Origin of the sequence: Thalassotalea loyana (genome assembly GCF_030161435.1) — a bacterium.
GTDB lineage: Bacteria > Pseudomonadota > Gammaproteobacteria > Enterobacterales > Alteromonadaceae > Thalassotalea_G > Thalassotalea_G loyana.
This window is the reverse complement of the sequence record NZ_BSSV01000001.1, coordinates 202,814-223,168: the sequence shown is the minus strand read 5'-3', so window position 1 is coordinate 223,168 and position 20,355 is coordinate 202,814. Positions and strand designations below refer to the sequence as shown.

Sequence of the window (20,355 nt, the reverse complement as noted above, 5' to 3'; positions counted from 1 at the left end):
AAGAGTTATCAATATGTTAAACACCCCATTCTCACCTTGGCCAAGCTTTACACAAGAAGAAATTGATGCTGTAAGTAAAGTGCTTGCTTCGAACAAAGTTAATTACTGGACGGGGCAAGAAGGTAGACAATTTGAGCAGGAATTCGCGCGTTATACCGATAGCAACTATGCAATTGCAGTGGCTAATGGGACGTTAGCGCTAGATTTAGCATTCGCGGCGTTGGATATTGGCGAGGGCGACGAGGTTATTGTGACTTCTAGAACCTTTATCGCTTCAGTAAGCTCAATCATTAATGCCGGCGCAACACCGGTTTTTGCTGACGTAGAACTCGACAGTCAAAACATTAGTGCGCGAACAATCAAAGCAGTGTTAACACCAAAAACTAAGGCCATTGTATGCGTCCATCTAGCAGGCTGGCCGTGTGACATGGACCCAATTATGGCACTTGCTGAAGAACGTGGTATTTATATTGTTGAAGATTGTGCACAAGCACATGGTGCTAAATATAAAGGGCGCTCTGTCGGCTCTATTGGTCATTTCGGTGCTTGGTCATTTTGCCAAGACAAGATTATGACGACTGGTGGCGAGGGTGGCATGGTAACCACCAATGATGAGTCACTGTGGCGAAAAGCATGGGCATATAAGGATCACGGTAAATCATATGCCGCGGTCTATGAGAAAGAACATCCGCCTGGCTATCGTTGGTTACACGAATCGTTTGGTACGAATTGGCGCCTTACCGAGATGCAATCGGCAATTGGTCGCATCCAAACTAAACGTATGCCATCGTGGTTTACGATGCGAAACAAGTACGCTCAGCGTATTTTCGATGCCTGTAAGCCTTTCGACTTTATTGATGTTCCCGTTATACCAAAAGATATCGAGCATGCGTTCTACAAATGTTATGTCCAAGTAAAACCAGAATTATTGCCAAATGGCGTCTCTCGAGATGATATTATCACTGAATTCAGTCAAGCAGGCGTGCCGTGTTTTAGTGGTAGTTGTTCTGAGGTTTATAAAGAAAAAGCGTTTGATAATACAAGTTTTAAACCTGCCGAACCGCTACCGAATGCGGTCACTTTAGGTAACAACAGTTTAATGTTTTTAGTTCACCCAACATTAACTGAACTAGAAATTGAAAAAACCTGTGACGTCATACATCAGGTGTTTATAAAACTATCTGAATTATAAGATGTAACAAATCAGTTAATGACTTTGTAACAAAATGTTGTCACAATGGGGAGAGGTAGTAGCCTTATCTACATTAAAATAGAGGCTGGATGTAATGGCAAGACCAATTGACTTAATTCCAAGCTCAGTAAAATTAATGCTATCAATCAGTTACGATTTATTCGCACTAACGCTAGCATTTTTTTCAGCTTATATAATCAGGCTAGGGATTGCCGAAGTAACCTTCAGCAGCGGAGAGTTTATAACCTTCTCCATAACCGCTGTAACTGCAATATGCTTGTTTTATTTCACAGGCATATATAGTGCTGTTGTGCGTTATTTTAACGCCAAGAACAAGGTTCAGTTATTATTCTTACTATTGTTTACTAGCATCGTATGCTCTATTTCAGGGTTTATTTTCGATGCCTTTGTTCCTCGCTCAATCCCAATCATTTTCTTCGTACTCTCATTCTTTTTGATTGCTGGCGCTCGTGCACTTGTCGGTTTAGCCGCAGAGAAGCATTGGCTAGAAGAGCGCGAAGGCGTGGTAATTTATGGTGCGACATCAACTGGCCGTCAACTTGCAGCTACTTTAGCGCAAGGTAAGAAATATCAACCGCTTGCCTTTATTGACCAGAAGAGCCGCTTTCATGGCCGAACACTTAACGGTTTAAAAGCCTATTCTACGAAAGACTTAGATAAGCTTGTGAAGAAACATGGCCAGTTTAAAGTCCTTTTAGCACTGAGTAATGTAGAGCCTTCTCGAATTCACGATATTATCGCGCTACTTGAACCCTATGCACTCGAGCTCTTAACAATACCAAGTATGCAAGATATTGTTTCGGGTAAACGTAAAATCGATGAGTTACGAGAAGTATCTGTCGACGAGTTATTAGGTCGCGAAGCCGTTACACCAATTCCTTAGCTGCTAGCAGAAAACATCCACCAAAAAGTGGTTATGGTATCAGGTGCTGGTGGTTCCATTGGTAAAGAGCTTTGTCGTCAAATCATCGGACAAAAACCTACCAAATTAATCCTTCTCGATGTTAGTGAAGCATTCCTGTACGAAATCAACCAAGAGCTAACCGAATACCTGGCGGAGCAATCGCTAAGTATCCCACTTGTTCCCCTGATTGGTAATGTACAAAACGGTATGCTAATGACGCGTATTTTTACGCAGCATAACGTAGAGACTATCTACCACGCGGCCGCTTACAAACATGTTCCTATGGTAGAAAACAATGTTATTGCCGGTATTACCAACAATATTTTAGGTACTTATGAAATCGCACAAGCCGCCGTGTTTTGTGAAGTTGAAACCTTTGTGCTCATTTCTACCGATAAAGCAGTAAGGCCAACCAATGTCATGGGTGCGACAAAACGCATGGCTGAGTTGGTGCTTCAAGGGCTAGCAAAGCGTGATCATAGTACGCGTTTTGTCATGGTGCGATTTGGTAATGTATTAGGTTCATCAGGCTCTGTTGTGCCACTCTTTAAGAAACAAATACGTGCGGGTGGACCAATAACCGTTACTCATCCAGATATTATCCGTTACTTTATGACGATCCCTGAAGCCGCTCAGTTAGTAATTCAAGCTGGTGCCATGGGCAAAGGTGGTGACGTATTCTTGCTAGATATGGGTGACCCAGTAAAAATAGTCGATCTTGCTTATAAGATGACTCACTTAATGGGTTTAACCATTAAAGATAAAGAAAATCCTGACGGTGAAATTGCAATCGAGTTTAGTGGTCTTCGTCCTGGTGAGAAACTCTACGAGGAACTGCTAATTGATGATAATGCACAAGAAACCTATCATCAGCGAATTCTTACTGCCAACGAAAAGTCGATTAGTTGGATGGAAGTGTCGAGAATTCTGTTGCGATTAACAGAAGCAATGGAAGAAGAGGACATTAGTAAGATAAAACAGCTCTTAATGGATGCGCCTTTAGGTTATCAACCAAAAGACAGCGACAAGCCAGTTGTAAGCTCGGCAGAGGCACCTATTGAAAAAGATGAGCTTGTTCCCGAAGTGGATATTGCGGAAGCAGAGGCGAAACTCAAAGCGGCCTCAACGTTTACTTCTAACGTCGTTGCTTTTCAACAACCATAGTCAGTCAATAATACTTAAAAAAACGCCTCATGAAGAGGCGTTTTTTATTTTTTAATTAATAACCATGCGTTGGCATAGTCAGGGTATTGCTTGTTAGATTGATGATAATCATGCCAACCGAAGTAGCTCTCAACTAACCAATCCAATTGAAATAAATTATTATCAAAGGCACCGCCCTCGTCAGCTAACACCCCCATAAATGAACGTCTTAGCTTTTTGTCGTTAAACCCTACCACAATCAGTTTACCTAACCCTAATTGCTTAATATTGCCTGCGAAACTGACTCTAGGCATTAAATCTATCTTCGATTCAATGGCATGGCCATAGCCTTTGATACCATTTACCTCTGAAAAATACCAATACCTAGCTTGCTCCGATTTACCTAACGTATAGTCGTAGGCAATCCCATTATTGCGATGGACATTAAAGTATCTAATTTTACCATCAACGTCTAAAACACCAGTCCCCTGAAGTAATACATCGTGCAAACCCTCCTCCGATAACCAAATCAAGGGTTTAGCCAGGTTCTTTTGCTCTAAGATCCCACTAATAATCTCCTGACGCGTATACTTGAATCGGGTTAACGTGTTCTTTTTCTCTACAGCCTCTTTCTTTGACATACCGATTTCATCATACGGCAATTGATATAAGGCAACGGGAAATTCAGCTGTTTTAACATCGCTACCTAACAGTCGTTTGGTGTAATACTTAGTCAGAAATATCTTATCCGAAGGGATCGCGTTAAGCATTTCTGCTTTACGCTTATTCTTACTGGCAGTAGCAAGCTCACCTGCTTTAACTAGGTCAGGCATCCATTGATAGAAAGTAAAATGCTGATTAAGAAAATCGGTATTAGTCAATAAATCACCGCGACCTTCTTTCACAAGCTTACAAATAAACGTTAACGTGTCCTTTACCCTTTCTGGGGAAAACTCATCAGGTATTAGCGGTGTTTCACGCCATGCATAATCAGATTGCTCTATTGATTGATAGTCAACGACACTCTGTGCAACTTTACATAAGTCATCGGTATTTAGCTTGGCAAACGGCGGGATATCGACGTTAGTTTGTTTAATAAAAATATTAGAATATGCGTGCACGGAAAAGAATGAGAGAGCGACAATGATCAACGATATGGCTTGCTTCAACATAATGAAAATTGGTTTTGTAAAGATAAAAGCAAGATAACATACTCCTTACGCTAAAACGCAAAAAAGTAGCCGAAGCTACTTTTTTGCGAGATATAAGAATTATGCTGTGGCTTACTGACGGCGCTTTCTAAAAGTAAGTAATCCACCAAGTGTAAGAACAAGTAACATCAAGGTTGCTGGCTCGGTAACTTGAACAGGTAGATTAATCGGCTGTACTAACGGAGTGCCAGGTGGGACATATGATGTGTCACGCACCAAGAAGCTCCCTAAGAAACCTGCAGAATATGTTTTGTTTAGGTTGAAAATTTTATACTCTGGCGCTGCTTTCCACGAATAATCGTATTGGCTGTAGGTACGTGCTTTCGTGCCACTCGTTTCAACCATACCATAAATCCATGACTGTGTAGGTGTCATCTCAACACCCATCAATCTCGCGAGTTCTTGGAAAATATCTGACGTTGTTACTTGGGTAGCTGATGAGTAATTAGTTAATCCAAGCCCACCTAAAAATAGTTCAGCTTGATCGGCTGTTGCAAACTGCCAACCTTCAAAATCACCACCGGCACCTAAATTACTCAGCACATCATTGTACGAGCGATTATTAGTTTCATCCCAACGTAACCAATCTAGACCCTGATCAGTATCAATAACGTAATTTGACTCTTCAATTAACCCTGCATTCGCAGACATACTAAAACAAGCAACAATAGCTAAGATAAACTTCTTCATTTGCTCTCTCCAGCCTAGATTCTTTTTATTCGTTGATCTGGTACAACCTCGATTGTGCGTTTTATCTCATTTTTACAGAAAATTAACAAGAATTTTTACAATTTATTTTCACATTTTTTCCTTATTTCATATAACCATGCGAAAGATCGGTCAAAAACTAGACAAAAGATTGAGCCCGTTATAGGTTTCAATTAAGAAGACATGTAAAAGCAATAAATGCTTTCATATAAGGAAATAGTTATGCGAAATGAACAGCGGTTAAGTAAAACCATCCAAAGTGTGCTTTGGGCACTTTTGGGCGTCCAAAGCGATCAAAATAGAGAACAGGACTTCACTCAAGGTAATCCTATAACGTTTATCATTATCGGATTAATTGCAGTCGTATTATTCGTATTAAGCTTAGTGTTGATTGTAAAGTTGGTATTAACGTAGCAAATGTTAACTTTTAGATTTATACAGCGCTAACAATTCACCAACCTTTTTACGATTGCTGCCTTTTTGGCTAATCGTTCTGGCAACTTTTAGCTTTTTAATTTTATTGGCATGCTCATAAATTTTCCGCGTCCAAATCGTATCGTGATTACTGATCAACACAGATGTATTTTCAACATCAGTAGTGACCTCTTCGGCAGCGTTCGCTAGGTCTGCTTGTTCATCTAATCCAAAACCATTACCCGCATAGCTTGTAAAGCTTGCTGTTTTGCTCAGCGGCACGTAAGGAGGATCACAATAAACAACATCTCCGCTTTTCACACGAGTAAAGGTTTGGCGATAGCTTTCACATACAAATGTCGCTTTCTGTGATTTTTCTGCGAAAAAATTGAGCTCTTGCTCAGGGAAATAGGGCTTTTTATATTTGCCGAACGGTACGTTAAACCCGCCTGACTTATTATATCGGCATAAACCGTTATAACCATGACGGTTCATGTATAGAAACATCAATGAACGAAAGTACTTATCTTCGCTTTCATTAAATTCTTTTCTAAATTGATAATAGACTTCAGCGTCGTTATTTTCAGGCGTAAAAAACTGACGAGCATCTTCGATAAATTGATCAGGCTTTTGTTGAAGAATTTGATACAGGTTAATAAGGTCTTGGTTAATGTCATTAAGTAAATAGTTGTCGTAATCACTATTTAAGAAAATTGACCCAGCACCTACAAAAGGCTCAATCAACCTTTCCCCTTTAGGCAACATTTTATTGATAACATCACTTAAGCTGTATTTACCACCAGCCCACTTCAGAAATGCCCGCTGTTTTTTCTTCATTACAGCCTTAACTGCCTAATATTAACCACAAAGACTAGATTGTATCTTGTATTTACTGCAATTGGGAGCTTTCAAAAGCAGAGATTTCATCTTTTATTGCCTTAATGTCTTTCACCCAAATACCTCTATCTTGAAGCGTTGATGGAAGATTAAGCAAAACCTCTTGAGCTTGCGCCTTTGTCTTATATATTGGTGATGTAATAACAGACATATTTTTACCGTTCAGCTCTCGTTGATAAGTATGATACTCACCCACTTGATATTGACTTAAAAACCCAGCTTTCACTGCGTCTGAAGTGAACGCACCATATTGAATAACAAATCCACTATCTTCACGAGTAAACACGTCATGCTCTGCCCAGACAGGAGCAGGTGCCTCAACCTTTTCTTCAATGCTAGATAAGGCAATAGTCTTGCTCGTATCTAGCGCCGGCGCTTCTGCAACCTTATCAAGACTTTCTATTGCAGACAGAATATCTTGTGGTTTAGCAGGCTGTGCAGGTGTTGTTTCTTGTTTAGGTAACTCAATAACACCATTTATCGCGTTAAGAATGTCTTGTGTACTTGCACTAACGATAGGTTGTTGAATCGAAGCATTATTACCGTTTAGATTACTTTTTTGATTGGCTAAAACCATCTCATTAGTACTATCTTGCGGTTGGCTATGAGTCATTGAAGGCAATGATGAAAAGTTAACAACGTCAAGTTGCCACAACGCATAAGTTGCAGCGAGCACTAGACCGGAAAATAGCGCAAACGATGAGATAACTTTGACACTTTTGGGTAATGCAATAAAGCTTGAAGGTCGCTTTAATACTTTTGACTGAAGATTGATAAGCTGTGCATTATCTGATTGAACAATGGTTACTTTATCTTTGAAAAGTAACGCATTTTCGCCAATCAAGTACCCGGTTTCGGCCGTCCCTACCATGAGGACCTGAATATCGAGATGGCTTTTCTTTGCAATTTGCGCCAGTTGGCATAGCTCGTGAGTAATTTGTAGTGATAAAAACTGACTATGCTCTAAGACAATGGCAAGTGGTTGCACCTGTTTTTTCATTAAATTAATGATGCTAACAGATAAGGGCTGCTCAGGATCGAACAACTGGTCACCAAAAAGCTGTTCTACGATGCGGCAACGAATTTGAATGTTGTTAAGTTGGCTAGAGCACGCAATAAATGCAACATTGCGAGCATTGTCGATTGAGCCAATATAATGAGACGCTACGTGACTATATGCTGAAGCATCTTCACCAAGTACATAAACGGCAGGTGTCGAAAATCTTAGCGTGTAATCGACGCGAGCATGCACACTGATATTCGTTACGGGTTGATTAGGCGTAGGCGCCTTTGTCTCAGATGCTTGAGCAATTTGGGTAAAGCTTTTCAGTGCTGACATAACAAACCTTCAATTAAGATAAGATTTGTTTAAGCACATCCTCACTTATATCATCGCGAATTTCTGATTGACCAATCGCAGTTGGCACAATCAAGCGGACTTTTCCCGCTAAGTTCTTCTTGTCGAGGCGCATATGCTTGATAAATTCTTCAAAACCCATGCTGTCCGGAGCTTCAATTGGCAAATCAAAATACTTGATAAGCGTTTCAATGCGTCGACAATCTGACGTACTTAACAAATCTAACGTTTCTGCTAAAGAAGAGGCAAGTACCATGCCAGTAGCAACAGCTTCGCCATGAAGCCAATTTCCGTATCCCATTTCGGCTTCAATCGCATGCCCAAATGTATGACCTAGGTTTAGTAAGGCGCGAACACCTGCTTCGGTTTCATCACAAGCAACAATGTCAGCCTTACATTGACAACAACGTTCAATCATTGTTGCAAGTATTGCTTTATCACCTGCTTTAATGGCCTCTTTATGCTGCTCTAACCAATCGAAAAACTGGCCGTCACCAAGAATACCGTATTTGATTACTTCTGCCATACCCGCATTAAACTCACGTACCGGCAGAGTCAGTAAACTGTCAGTATCAATAATCACGGCTTGAGGCTGGTAAAATGCACCGATCATGTTTTTACCTAGCGGATGATTGACGGCCGTTTTGCCGCCAACTGAAGAATCCACTTGTGAGAGTAATGTTGTTGGCACTTGGATAAATGGTACGCCACGTTGATAACATGCGGCAGCAAAGCCAGTGATATCACCAATAACACCACCACCCAATGCAATAACGGTAGTATCTCTTCCATGCGCTTTTGAGAGCATGTGAGACATGATTTTTTCGAAGTTAGTTAGGCTCTTTTCTGCTTCACCATCGGGTAAAATCACTTCATCGATATTAAAGCCATCAAGTAACTCTTTTACTTTATCGAGATAAAGGGGGGCAACAACATCGTTAGTAATAATACAAACGCGTGTTGATTTGATATGTGAAGCTAAAGGGCTATTGTCAGATAATAGCCCTGAATCAATGTAAATTGGGTAACTGCGATCATCCAGATCAACAACTAAAGTAGCCATTGATTAAAAGTCTAAACGCTCAACAATTTTATTCGCAACAACTTTCGCACTTTGATCGTCAGTTTGAACAACGACATCTGCGACTTCTTCATAAAGAGGGTTACGATCTTTTGCTAAGTTTTCTAATACAGTGCGAGGGTCTTCTTTAGTTTGTAAAAGAGGACGACGACGGTCACGTTGCGTACGCGCTACTTGTTTATCAATTGTCGTTTCTAAGTAAACAACAATACCACGAGCTGATAAACGGTTACGAACATGACTACTAATTACTGAACCACCACCGGTTGCTAAAACGATACCTTGCTTACCAGTTAAATCGTCAATTACTGATTCTTCTCTTTTGCGAAATCCTTCTTCACCTTCAAGATCAAATACCCACGAAATATCAGCACCTGTGCGACGCTCAATTTCTTGGTCCGAATCAAAAAATTCTAAATGCAATTTATCTGCTAATTCTCTACCGATGGTACTTTTGCCAGCGCCCATTGGGCCAACAAGGAAAATATTACGCTTCTCTGCCATTTTCGACTTACTTACAACTCTTAAATAATTTGATTTAGGGTAAGAGGGAACTCCCTCGCGATTTTTTCAAGGGCGCAATTATCGCAATTGTTGAGGGTAAAATGCAAGTAGGTGTTAATAAAAGTAGTTACTTACCTGCAAACTCAAGCCAGCCGTGCTCTACTAGCGAGATAAAATCAAAGATTTTTCAATATCTTAAAGAAAAATCTAAGACTTCTCGTTAAATAGGTAAATTAGCATTTACCTATTTATGTTTACTCGCGCTTTTTGTGATGCTTAGAAACGTTCTGTAACGATGCGCGGCGTTACAAAAATAAGCAGCTCTTTCTTTTCACTAAAGTTATTAGTATTTCTGAACGCCCAACCGAAATATGGGATATCACCTAAAACCGGCACTTTAGAAACCGTATTAACAATCGATTGTTGGTAAATACCACCTAACACAATTGTCTCACCATTGTTGACTAATACTTGCGTACCAATTCGCTGAGTATCTACCGCTGGTGCACTACCGTTTGAAATTTCAGATACAGTGTCCTGCGTCACAATTAAATCCAAAATAATGCGATCATCTGGCGTAATATGAGGCGTTACCGTTAAGCTTAATACTGCTTTTTTGAACTGCGTCGTTGTTGCGCCACTTGATGCAGCTTCTTGATATGGAATTTCGACACCTTGCTCGATATACGCTTGTTTTTGATTAGACGTGGTAATGCGTGGACTCGCTATGATCTCACCTTTATTCTCACGCTCTAACGCACTTAACTCTAAGTCAAGAATCGTCCCGTCTGCTAAACGAGCAACCTGAAATGCAATGCTACCTGCTGGGTTAGCTACTGGTAGGTTTACATTCATACGGTCATTAATGCTAGGCACGGCACCAGTACCTGCTGTATCAGCACCACCTAATGAACCTGAGCTTGAGTTTTCGCCATTAGTACTTGTAATACCCCAACGAATGCCAATTTCTTCATTGATATTATCTCTTACAGTAACCATGCGTGATTCAATAACAACTTGGCGAATTGGAATATCAAGAACAGTTACCATACGTTTGATATCTTCAATACTTTTTGCAGTATCACGAATAAGTAGCGTATTTGTACGTTCATCAACACTCACACTGCCACGTGGTGACAGGATACTGTTTTCTTCTGTTTTAACCAGATCAGCAATATCCGTTGCCTTTGCATAGTTTACTTGCACGTACTCAGAATAAAGTGGTGCCAGCTCAGCAACCTGCTGCTTCGCTTGTAGGTCTCGCGCTTCACGTGCAGCTAGTTCATCACTTGGAGCAACCATCAGTATGTTGCCTTCCATACGCTTATCAAGACCTTTGACCTTAAGGATGATATCAAGTGCTTGGTCCCAAGGTACGCCATCTAAACGCAACGTTATGTTACCACTTACCGTATCACTGGTTACTAGGTTAAAACCATTATAATCGGCAATGATTTGTAGCACGGTACGAACTGAGATGTCTTGGAAATTTAATGAAATTGCGCGACCTGTAAAGTCTTCACTATCACCCAGGTACCCAGGCACTTTAACCTCTTTAACCACCGCTAACGAAAATACATTACCTACTTGCTGGTGTTTAAAAGTGAAAGGTCCATCAATATCAACAACTAAACGTGCGTTGCGACCATCTTTAAACGTTTCGATACCCGATACAACAGTGCCAAAATCTGTAACGTCTAATTTATACAGTAGGTCTTCCGCAATTTGTGTATTGTGAAATTCGATAAATAACTTACCTAATTTATCGCTTACATCGACCGCAACCATTGAGTCTTCAAGAAACACCAATAACTGAGCTTCTTCGTTTCGCCCTTTACGAAAATCAATGCTATCTACACGGTTAATGAAGTTGCTACCTACCGGGCTTATTTTTGTCACTGGTGAGCTTTCTACCGCTTTATTCAGCAACAATGAAAACGTGTTTTGAGATTGTTTAACATCAAAAATACTTAAGCTGTTCAAATGAATTGTCGCGACAACTTTGCCTGCAAGCTTTTCAACCGTGACATGATTAACACCAGCATGTTCAACCATTGTTTTGGCTAATTGAGGGTCGTAACTATCTGCTTCGAATGTAATTTTTATTTGCGCCGGAGACATCGACGTTTTTACCGTCGGCTGTTTTGAAATATTCTCAGATAGACTAAAACGAAGTTCGATTTCATCGTTTTGCAATGTATTGTAGGAAATACCATTTAATTGCGCAGCTAATAAAGAAAATGGTAACAGCAGTGTTGTCACCAACAGTGCACGTAAGCTTAGCATTTTGTATTTTAAATTATTCTTATTCATAATGTTATCTAACAAGTTTACTTCCCTTGCCCTTGTGACGCTAAATCGCTAATAGCAATCGTAGTTTCTCTTTCAGACCAACAACCTGTGCCATCAGGTATTAATTCAATCACTGTAACATAATCGTCTGTAACATCGGTAATTCGACCATGGTATAGGCCTAAATAACTATCGATTGTCACTCTATGCAATGTTGCATCGGATGCTTCTACCAGTGCCCACGTAACACCCAACTCTCCTAAAGTTCCACGCATTGTTAAGCTACTAATCGCATACTTCTCAAGCGGTTGTTTTCTTCGACGAGGATCTGGGCTTAAGCAACCTGCCATTTGTTGCATTTTCTCTTGAATAGCTTCAGGTTGAGGCTCAACAAACGGACTGCGCAACTGCTGGGCAGAATATGAAAAATGATTAAATGGCATGACTTCAGGCATTGGCGCAACATAATTTGTCGTATTAGCTTTTACCTGTTCGGTATAGGTATTTAAGTCAGACGTATCACCAAAGCAGCCCGTTAATGCAATTGAAGATAAACCAATTAAAAGCTTTTTCATGATTGGCTCTCCCTATAACGATAGGTCTTGGCTTGTATCTTCAACGTTAATATATCTTTAGACTCTTTATTGATCGTCATCTTAAAATCTTGAATCGTTACGATTCTAGGCAAGCCTGCAATCTTAGAAACGAAGTTACCAAAATCATGGTAGTCACCAATCACTTCGATATCTATTGGCAATTCAATGTATATCTCTTGAGTGATTTCTGGTTGCCAGTTGATATGTTTAAAATTCAATCCGCTCGTCGTGCCAACAAACGTAATATCATCAAGTAAACCTGGTGTTTCATGACTTTCGGGTAAACTTTTTAATTGAGATGCAAACATTGCCTCAGCATCAATCATTTGCTGTTGAAATGTCTCTAAATTGGCCGCGATATGATATTTTGCCTGAAACTCTTGTTTTAATGTTTGCTCTTGTTGAGTCACTGACTCTAAATTTTTAATTTTGTCACTAATAACTAAAAAGAAACCCAATGCAATGGTTAACACGCCAAGAAAAACCGCTAAAACAATCTTAGCAGCCTTGGGCCATTGACCAATGTTGTCTAATTCAAGGTTGTCAAATTGCGAAAGATCTATGTTCACGCATTATCTCCTTGAGGTTGTGGTGCTGGTTTATTGTCAGTAATCCCTTTGATTCTAATTTTCATTGTGAAATTACTTAACAACTTACTTTCTTTGTCGTTATTGACGATAGATTCCAAGCTAGCATCTGTTAGTAAATCTGAGCGTTCAATCGCTCTCATCATATTGGCTAAGTGGTTATTGGATTCACTTTTTCCTATCACCTCAAGCATATTAGCTTTTTTCTCTAGGCTCGTAAGATAAATACCATTGGGTACTATTTTAGCTAACTCATCTAATACCTGTGTACCCACATTACGGCTCAACTGCAGTTGCTCAATTACTGCAATACGCTTTTCCAATTCAGACTTTTTCTCTTTCAAATTCTGAATTTGACCAATGCGTACATCAAGCTTTTGAATTTCCGTTTGTAAATATTGATTGCGAGTAGACTGACCATTGATTCTAAGCTGGTAAAATTCACCAATTAACCAAATTATCGCAAGCGCACCAAAAACCACGGCTGCGAGAACGCTAAAATACTCTCGCTGTTTTGCCTTTTGCGCTTCTTCACGCCAAGGGAGAAGGTTTATATATGCCATGGGCTAAAACTCCTCATTGCTAAACCTGCGGCAACCATTAATTGAGGTTCCACGCCCGCTAGTAAGTTCTTATCAACAGTTTCTGCAATCATCATTTCTTTAAACGGCTGAGCAATCACCGTATGAATACCTAACTCTTCTGATAATAGTTCCTGTAAACCTTCCACCATCGCTGTTCCACCAGAAACAACAACGTAATCTACTTTACTCTTACCACTTGTCGTCAAAAACATCTGTATTGCACGTCTTACTTGTTGCACTAACATGGTATGAAATGGAGCAAGTACCTCAAAAGTATAGTTCGGCGGCAGCTCTTTAGATATTTTTGCTAATTCAGCTTCTTCAAAAGACTTGTTGTAGTATGAAACGATAGAGCGAGTGTACTGTTCACCACCAAACATTTGGTCGCGACTGTAAATATGTTGGCCTTTATCTGTTGCCGAAAACAACATCATCGTTGCGCCAATATCAATAAGCGCTACGACTTTTTCTTCAGCGTCACTAGGCAGCAAAGGTAAACACAGATCATAAGAGCGACTAACGGCATATGATTCAATATCAATCACTTTAGTTTGAAAACCACCAGCCTCAAGTGCCGAGACACGTGCTTCAACAGACTCAGTCCGCGCTGCACTTAATAAAACATTAACTTTACTTGGATCAGACTCGTTTACATCGAGCGTTTCAAAGTCGAGACTAACTTCATCGAGAGGGTAAGGAATTAAGCTATCGGCTTCAATTTCAATTTGGTTCGCCAATTCTTCTTCTGTCAGATTGACATCCATGTATATCACTTTTGTGATAACGGTTTGACCAGACACCGCCGCAGAAGCTTGATTGATGCTACTGGCGATTTTTTTGCGCACTTTAGATAGAATTTTACCGACAGCTTCAATATCTTGAATTTCCCTGTCGATAACGGCCCCGCGAGGCATCGCTTCAACGGCTATAGCCTCTAAGGTATAGCCGTTAGCATCTTGCCCTAGCAATACTGCCTTGATACTGTGAGACCCAATATCAATGCCCACCATCATCGGTGCTTTCTTTTTCCATAGGCTGCTTAGCATAACGTCCTACTAGCTTTTTTATAATTATTTATGACATTTTATATGTATAAATACATTTATTACATGGTTTTACACGATATACTAGCGATATATGAACTTTTTTGACAAATTTTTAGGCTTAATTTGTGTTTTCGTTAAAAAACTTATTTAAATTAGCATGCATTGGATTTTTCGCTGGTGTTATCGCACTTATAGTAATTTATATCAGTATGCGTGATGAATTGCCAAGTGTAGAGTCACTTAAAGAAATAAAGTGGCAAACACCGATGCAAATTTTTACGGCTGATGGCAAATTGATTTCGCAATTTGGCGAGAAGAAGCGAATTCCTTTGTCACTCGATGACATGCCTCAACAGCTCATCGATGCTATATTAGCAACCGAAGACGAACGCTTTTACTATCATTTTGGTATTGATCCAATTGGCCTATCTCGTGCTGTGTTCGGCCAGATCATTGGCCAAAACAAAGGCGGTGGTTCAACAATCACAATGCAGGTAGCAAGAAACTTCTTTCTGACACGCGAAGTTACCTATACGCGTAAAATTCGAGAAATATTCATCTCTTTGCATATCGAAAGTCTATTAACAAAAGACGAAATTCTTGAGCTATACATGAACAAAATAGCACTCGGTCATCGTTCCTTTGGATTTGGTGCTGCCGCTCAAGTTTATTACGGGAAAGAAGTCAAAGATCTCACGTTAGCACAAATCGCCGTATTGGCAGGCTTACCTAAAGCACCATCAACCATGAATCCAATACGTTCGCCAAAACGAGCAAAGGACCGCAGAGCTGTTGTTCTTGAGCGAATGCTAACAACGGGAAAAATTACTCAGGCACAGTATACCGAAGCTAAAAATGCGCCAATAACAGGTAAACGCCATGGTGCTGAAATAGAGGTTAATGCTCCATATGTTGCAGAAATGGCGCATCAAGAAATGTTAACGCGCTACGGTCGAGAAGAGGCCTATACAGGCGGCTATAAAGTATTTCTCACCGTGCCTGCAGACCTGCAAATGGCAGCTCAACAAGCCGTGGTGAAAAACTTATTCGAATATGATTTGCGCCATGGCTATCGTGGACCGCTTAAGGAATTACGCCCGATTCCTGAAACACTTGAAGTGGGTCAAACGCTTGAAGTTTCTCCTGATACCCCATTATCTGAGGAAGAAATTGTTGAAACATTATCAGAAATGAAAGGGTTCCAATCGCTTGTTCCTGCGATTGTCACTTACGTCGATGAAGAAATGGCGATGATAACCTTCAAAGACTTAAGTCAAGGTGAAATTCCATGGAGTGGCATGAGCTGGGCTAGAGAGTTTATTAGCGACTATAAGCAAGGTCCACCACCACAGACACCTGATGACATTATTAAAGTTGGCGACGTAATTTTTGTTAAGTCAATTAATGACGAGCAATTTGCATTAAGCCAGTTACCCAAAGTATCAAGTGCGCTTGTCGCCTTGAATCCAGATAACGGTGCTATTCTAGCTACCGTAGGTGGATTCAGCTTTAAGCAAAGTGAATTTAACCGAGTAACGCAAGCCAAACGTCAAGTTGGTTCAAATATTAAACCATTCCTATATTCTGCCGCTTTGGAGAAAGGAATGACGTTAGCCTCGCTTGTTAATGATGCACCGATTAACAAATGGGATAGAAAGTCTGGCATTGCATGGCGCCCGAAAAACTCGCCAGCAGTATATGCTGGACCTATTCGAATTCGACAAGCACTCGCTGAATCCAAAAACGTTATTGCCGTTCGATTATTAAGAGAAGTTGGCATTAGCAATACCATTGATTATTTATCATTATTTGGCTTTGCACCTGACGAATTACCGCGTAATGAGTCGCTAGCACTTGGTTCAGCCTCATTAACACCTATGGAGGTTGTCACAGGTTTCGCAACTTTCGCTAACGGTGGCTTCTTAGTACAGCCTTACCTGATCGAGCGTATTGAAGACTCTTTTGGCGATACAATTTATCAAGCTAATCCTGCTTTAGCTTGCGATCCTTGCGAAATCGTCAATCAAAAGGAGGAAGTCGCTGAAGAAACCAAGACAATGAATGAAATAAAAACGCCAGCAGGCTTAGTCAGCGAATTGTCTCAATCAGCACAGGATCAAGATATCGCCAATGAGCAACCCACTATTCAAGCAGAACGCGTTATCAGTCCACAAAATGCGTACCTAATGACTGAAGCACTAAATAGTGCGATATGGGGTGCAGATTGGTCCTATAAGCCTGGTTGGCAAGGTACGGGATTTAGAGGTCGTAAACTAAAACGCCGTGATATTGCAGGAAAAACAGGGACCACTAATGCGGCAAAGGACGCATGGTTCTCTGGTTATAGTCGTAGAATCGTAGCAACCAGTTGGATTGGTTTTGATGATCCTTCTAGAGACCTTGGTCAAACAATTTACAACCGTAACCTTGGTGAAAACCAGATAACCGGTAAAGAGTTTGGTGCAAAATCGGCCCAACCCGCTTGGATTACCTTTATGGAAAAAGCGCTTGAGAAATATCCTTACGAGCCTTTTGAACAACCTGTCGATATTGTGACGGTTCGCATTGATAAGGCAACAGGTAAGCTCACCGATAAAACGGATAAAACAACAGTATTCGAATATTTCAAATTAGGTACTGAACCAACAGAGTTTGTTAGCAAAGATACCAGTAACGAGATTTTCGAGACAGCGGAAGAAGAAGAAATATTTTAGCTAATTCGCACCATCATGGTGCAAAAAGGCTGATTAATTCACCGAAAAACTACATCACTTAGCCCTAAAAATCAGTAACACACTGATTTTTAGGGCTTATTTATTAGTGGCATATTAGTTGTTTCTCTTCATACTTAGAGAGAAAAGGAACACGTATGCTTGATAATTTCATTTTACAGCACAAGTTACCGGCAAGTTTTGCTGAAACAGCAACACAATGGTTTATACCTGTCACAAAAGAACTATCTAGCCACCTTTCACAAAAAAAGCCTTTCTTTATTGGTATTAACGGTTGTCAGGGCTCGGGTAAATCAACTCTTGCTGATTTTATTGCCCAATACTTCGCAGAACATTTTGCGGTCAATGTAGCCGTAATTTCATTAGACGACTTTTACCTCACTTCACAGCGTAGACAATTATTAGCAAAAGATATCCATCCGTTGTTGAGCACAAGGGGAGTGCCTGGGACACACGATCTTGATTTGCTTAACGATGTCTTAAACAAGCTAGCAAATAATCAAAAAACCAAGTTACCTCGTTTTAATAAAGCGACAGATAATCCTCATCCTAATGAACTATGGCCGGAAGTTGAAGCTGTTGATGTTGTTATCATGGAGGGATGGTGTTGGGGTGTTGCACCTCAAAACAGTAACGAGCTTGATTTGCCTTGTAATGACCTCGAGCGTAATGAAGATACTCAAGGCAAATGGCGTCATTACGTCAATCAGCAACTACAACACTACCTTGCATTTTATCAGCAAATGGATACTTGGCTGATGCTCAAAGCTCCCTCTTTTGACTGTGTTCATCAATGGCGTTGGCAGCAGGAGCAAAAACTGATGGAAAGCCAAGGCACGACTCAAAATACCAAGATCATGAGTCAATCTGATGTCGCCCGCTTTATTCAATATTTTCAACGACTGACCTGTCATGGGTTGAACTCGTTGCCTGCTACTTGCGATTTCGTCTTTGAGTTATCACACAACCGCACAATATCAGCGCTAAGGAATAAGCATGTCTAATAAACCAAGTTACCTAATATTCACCGATTTAGACGGTACTTTGCTTGACCATTTTAGTTACAGTCATGCACCAGCTGATCAACTCATCCCCGTCTTACAGCATGCTGGGATTCCAATTATTATCAATACCAGCAAGACATTCGCCGAAGTGACTGACTTGCAGTCAAAGCTTGGTATACAGGCACCTTTTATTGTCGAGAATGGCGCCGCGGTTTTCTTGCCTAAGTCATTATTCATCGATTGTCCAAAAGAGTGCCATAGCTACCAAAACTACTGGATGAAAACGTTTAGCCAACCCAGAGAAACATGGATTGAGTTATTGAAAGCACAAGGCGCTATCTATAGTGATCAATTTCAAGGATTCTCGGAGTTATCCGCAAAAACGATTGCAAACTTAACAGGACTAGCGCTAGAAGATGCAGAAAAAGCAAATCAACGCATGTTCAATGAGCCTGTATTGTGGCACGACAATGAAGATAAAGCTGACGAGTTCATTAGCCATATAAAAGCACACGGTGCCAACGTACTTCGTGGTGGCCGCTTCATTCATGTTGGGGACTTCACGGACAAAGGCCGCGCCTTGGAATGGCTTGCTTCCCTGTACCACACTGACAAATCACAACAGCAGACAACGATTGCCCTTGGTGATGGCGATAATGATACCGCCATGCTAGAAGCAGCTCACCTATCGGTTCAAGTGCGATCACCCGTTCACAGTTTTCCAACACTCAATAACGCAAGTTTCATCTACCAAACACAAGGATATGGCCCACAAGGTTGGGTAGAGGCAATTACCTTTTTAACACAGGACATTTTAAATCCAGACAACACCACTATCATGCTAGAGGAGAGAAAGTATGGCTGATTTCTATCAAAACGGGGTCGTTACCACCTTACATAACTTATCAAAACGTAGTCATGAATCTCTTGAGCAAGACTTACTTAAATTCACAAAGCAGCGACCACTGGGACTTATTCTTCCTTCACTCTTTTCAGAATTAGAAGGTGAAGCATTACCAGCTATCGTAGATGAGTTGACCACTGTGCCCTATTTAAACCAAATAGTTATCGGTTTAGACAGAGCTGACCAAGCCCAATATCAGCACGCATTAAAATTCTTCAACAAATTACCGCAACATCATCGTATTTTGTGGAATGATGGCCCACGTTTAAAAGCGCTTGATGCAAAGCTCGAAAAACTCGGACTCGCGCCGAAGGAATTAGGAAAAGGTCGAAATGTTTGGTATTGCATGGGCTATATTTTAGCAACAGACAAAGCAGAGTCTGTCGCCCTACATGACTGTGACATAGTCACCTACGAAAAGTCCTTACTCGCAAGACTAATATATCCGGTCGCGCATCCACAATTTAACTATGAATTCAGTAAAGGTTTTTATGCGCGTATTGCCGATGGAAAAATCAATGGTCGCGTATCACGTTTACTTGTCACCCCGTTAATAAAAGCATTAAAACGCACAGTAGGCTGCAATGAATACTTAGATTATATGGACAGCTTTCGCTATCCGTTAGCTGGCGAATTTTCGTTTAGACGAGACGTATTATCTGATCTTCGTATTCCAAGTGATTGGGGATTAGAAATCGGTGTGTTAAGTGAGATGCAACGCAATTATGCACATAATCGTATTTGCCAAGTCGACATCGCAGATATCTACGATCATAAACATCAAGACCTCTCCTTGGACAATCAAAACGCCGGACTATCGAAAATGTCGATAGATATTACCAAAGCATTTTTTAGAAAGTTAGCAACACAAGGACAGACATTTAGCACAGAAACATTCCGCTCGATAAAGGCGACATACTTTCGAATCGCGCTCGATTATGTCGAAGCTTATCGACATGACGCCCTGATGAATGGCTTAACACTGGACGTTCACAATGAAGAAAAAGCAATCGAAATGTTTGCTAAAAATATTGTGGCAGCAGGACAAATGTTCTTAGATCGTCCGATGGAAACTCCTTTTATGCCAACATGGAACAGAGTACAAAGCGCTGTGCCGGACATTCTTGAAGAGCTAAAAGATGCGGTTGAACAAGATCACATGGAATTTAGTTAATTCT

Annotated in this window: 19 protein-coding genes; 8 read left to right on the top strand and 11 right to left on the bottom strand. The window is 40.6% G+C overall.

The features are described 5' to 3' along the window. The first annotated feature begins 13 nt into the window (after positions 1-13). The 3 genes from QQK05_RS00920 (at position 14) to QQK05_RS00910 (ending at position 3,281) form a co-directional block, all read left to right on the top strand. Complete coding sequence (locus tag QQK05_RS00920) at positions 14-1,192, top strand: DegT/DnrJ/EryC1/StrS family aminotransferase (protein WP_284295481.1); 1,179 nt, start codon at positions 14-16, stop codon at positions 1,190-1,192. Between the two features lie 94 nt (positions 1,193-1,286). After that, positions 1,287-2,096, top strand: a complete 810-nt coding sequence (locus QQK05_RS00915; RefSeq protein WP_284295480.1) for a nucleoside-diphosphate sugar epimerase/dehydratase — start codon at positions 1,287-1,289, stop codon at positions 2,094-2,096. A gap of 33 nt (positions 2,097-2,129) precedes the next feature. After that, positions 2,130-3,281 (top strand): UDP-N-acetylglucosamine 4,6-dehydratase family protein, encoded by a 1,152-nt coding sequence (locus tag QQK05_RS00910; protein ID WP_284295479.1) that lies wholly within the window; start codon positions 2,130-2,132, stop codon positions 3,279-3,281. Between the two features lie 44 nt (positions 3,282-3,325). Here the strand turns inward: QQK05_RS00910 and QQK05_RS00905 are convergent, their stop codons facing one another. Next, positions 3,326-4,432 carry an MltA domain-containing protein gene (locus QQK05_RS00905; RefSeq protein WP_284295478.1) on the bottom strand — a complete coding sequence of 369 codons (1,107 nt, stop codon included), beginning with the start codon at positions 4,430-4,432 and terminating at the stop codon, positions 3,326-3,328. A gap of 111 nt (positions 4,433-4,543) precedes the next feature. Further along, positions 4,544-5,161 (bottom strand): PEP-CTERM sorting domain-containing protein, encoded by a 618-nt coding sequence (locus QQK05_RS00900; RefSeq protein ID WP_284295477.1) that lies wholly within the window; start codon positions 5,159-5,161, stop codon positions 4,544-4,546. 240 nt (positions 5,162-5,401) lie between these two features. Between QQK05_RS00900 and QQK05_RS00895 the strand changes: the two genes are divergently transcribed. Next, positions 5,402-5,593 carry a DUF2970 domain-containing protein gene (locus QQK05_RS00895; RefSeq protein WP_284295476.1) on the top strand — a complete coding sequence of 64 codons (192 nt, stop codon included), beginning with the start codon at positions 5,402-5,404 and terminating at the stop codon, positions 5,591-5,593. Positions 5,594-5,599: 6 nt separating this feature from the next. Here QQK05_RS00895 and QQK05_RS00890 read toward each other — a convergent pair whose 3' ends face one another. The 9 genes from QQK05_RS00890 to QQK05_RS00850 form a co-directional block, all read right to left on the bottom strand. After that, positions 5,600-6,430, bottom strand: coding sequence for a Dam family site-specific DNA-(adenine-N6)-methyltransferase (locus QQK05_RS00890; RefSeq protein WP_284295475.1), 831 nt, complete (start codon positions 6,428-6,430; stop codon positions 5,600-5,602). A gap of 52 nt (positions 6,431-6,482) precedes the next feature. Beyond that, positions 6,483-7,829 (bottom strand): SPOR domain-containing protein, encoded by a 1,347-nt coding sequence (locus QQK05_RS00885; protein ID WP_284295474.1) that lies wholly within the window; start codon positions 7,827-7,829, stop codon positions 6,483-6,485. Between the two features lie 13 nt (positions 7,830-7,842). Next, positions 7,843-8,910: a 3-dehydroquinate synthase gene (aroB, locus tag QQK05_RS00880; RefSeq protein WP_284295473.1), complete on the bottom strand. Its 1,068-nt coding sequence runs from the start codon at positions 8,908-8,910 to the stop codon at positions 7,843-7,845. Positions 8,911-8,913: 3 nt separating this feature from the next. Next, positions 8,914-9,432: a shikimate kinase AroK gene (aroK, locus tag QQK05_RS00875; protein WP_284295472.1), complete on the bottom strand. Its 519-nt coding sequence runs from the start codon at positions 9,430-9,432 to the stop codon at positions 8,914-8,916. Between the two features lie 276 nt (positions 9,433-9,708). Next, positions 9,709-11,745 carry a type IV pilus secretin PilQ gene (locus tag QQK05_RS00870; protein ID WP_284295471.1) on the bottom strand — a complete coding sequence of 679 codons (2,037 nt, stop codon included), beginning with the start codon at positions 11,743-11,745 and terminating at the stop codon, positions 9,709-9,711. A gap of 17 nt (positions 11,746-11,762) precedes the next feature. Continuing rightward, positions 11,763-12,299, bottom strand: coding sequence for a pilus assembly protein PilP (locus tag QQK05_RS00865; RefSeq protein ID WP_284295470.1), 537 nt, complete (start codon positions 12,297-12,299; stop codon positions 11,763-11,765). Next, on the bottom strand, positions 12,296-12,889 hold the full coding sequence (locus tag QQK05_RS00860) for a type IV pilus inner membrane component PilO (RefSeq protein ID WP_284295469.1): 594 nt from the start codon (positions 12,887-12,889) through the stop codon (positions 12,296-12,298). The genes QQK05_RS00865 and QQK05_RS00860 overlap by 4 nt, the downstream gene beginning before the upstream one ends. Continuing rightward, entirely contained in the window at positions 12,886-13,470 is a 585-nt protein-coding gene (locus QQK05_RS00855) for a PilN domain-containing protein (protein ID WP_284295468.1), read from the bottom strand. Before QQK05_RS00855 ends, QQK05_RS00860 begins: the two co-directional genes overlap by 4 nt. Next, positions 13,458-14,537 (bottom strand): pilus assembly protein PilM, encoded by a 1,080-nt coding sequence (locus QQK05_RS00850; protein ID WP_284295467.1) that lies wholly within the window; start codon positions 14,535-14,537, stop codon positions 13,458-13,460. Before QQK05_RS00850 ends, QQK05_RS00855 begins: the two co-directional genes overlap by 13 nt. A 125-nt stretch (positions 14,538-14,662) precedes the next feature. Here QQK05_RS00850 and QQK05_RS00845 point away from each other — a divergent pair, with 125 nt between their 5' ends. From QQK05_RS00845 to QQK05_RS00830, 4 genes are all read left to right on the top strand, one after another. Then, complete coding sequence (locus QQK05_RS00845) at positions 14,663-17,251, top strand: penicillin-binding protein 1A (RefSeq protein WP_284295466.1); 2,589 nt, start codon at positions 14,663-14,665, stop codon at positions 17,249-17,251. A 155-nt stretch (positions 17,252-17,406) separates the two neighbouring features. Then, on the top strand, positions 17,407-18,273 hold the full coding sequence (locus tag QQK05_RS00840; protein WP_284295464.1) for a kinase: 867 nt from the start codon (positions 17,407-17,409) through the stop codon (positions 18,271-18,273). After that, on the top strand, positions 18,266-19,138 hold the full coding sequence (locus QQK05_RS00835) for an HAD-IIB family hydrolase (protein WP_284295463.1): 873 nt from the start codon (positions 18,266-18,268) through the stop codon (positions 19,136-19,138). The genes QQK05_RS00840 and QQK05_RS00835 overlap by 8 nt, the downstream gene beginning before the upstream one ends. Then, positions 19,131-20,351: a glycosyltransferase family protein gene (locus QQK05_RS00830; RefSeq protein WP_284295461.1), complete on the top strand. Its 1,221-nt coding sequence runs from the start codon at positions 19,131-19,133 to the stop codon at positions 20,349-20,351. The genes QQK05_RS00835 and QQK05_RS00830 overlap by 8 nt, the downstream gene beginning before the upstream one ends. Positions 20,352-20,355: the final 4 nt, after the last annotated feature.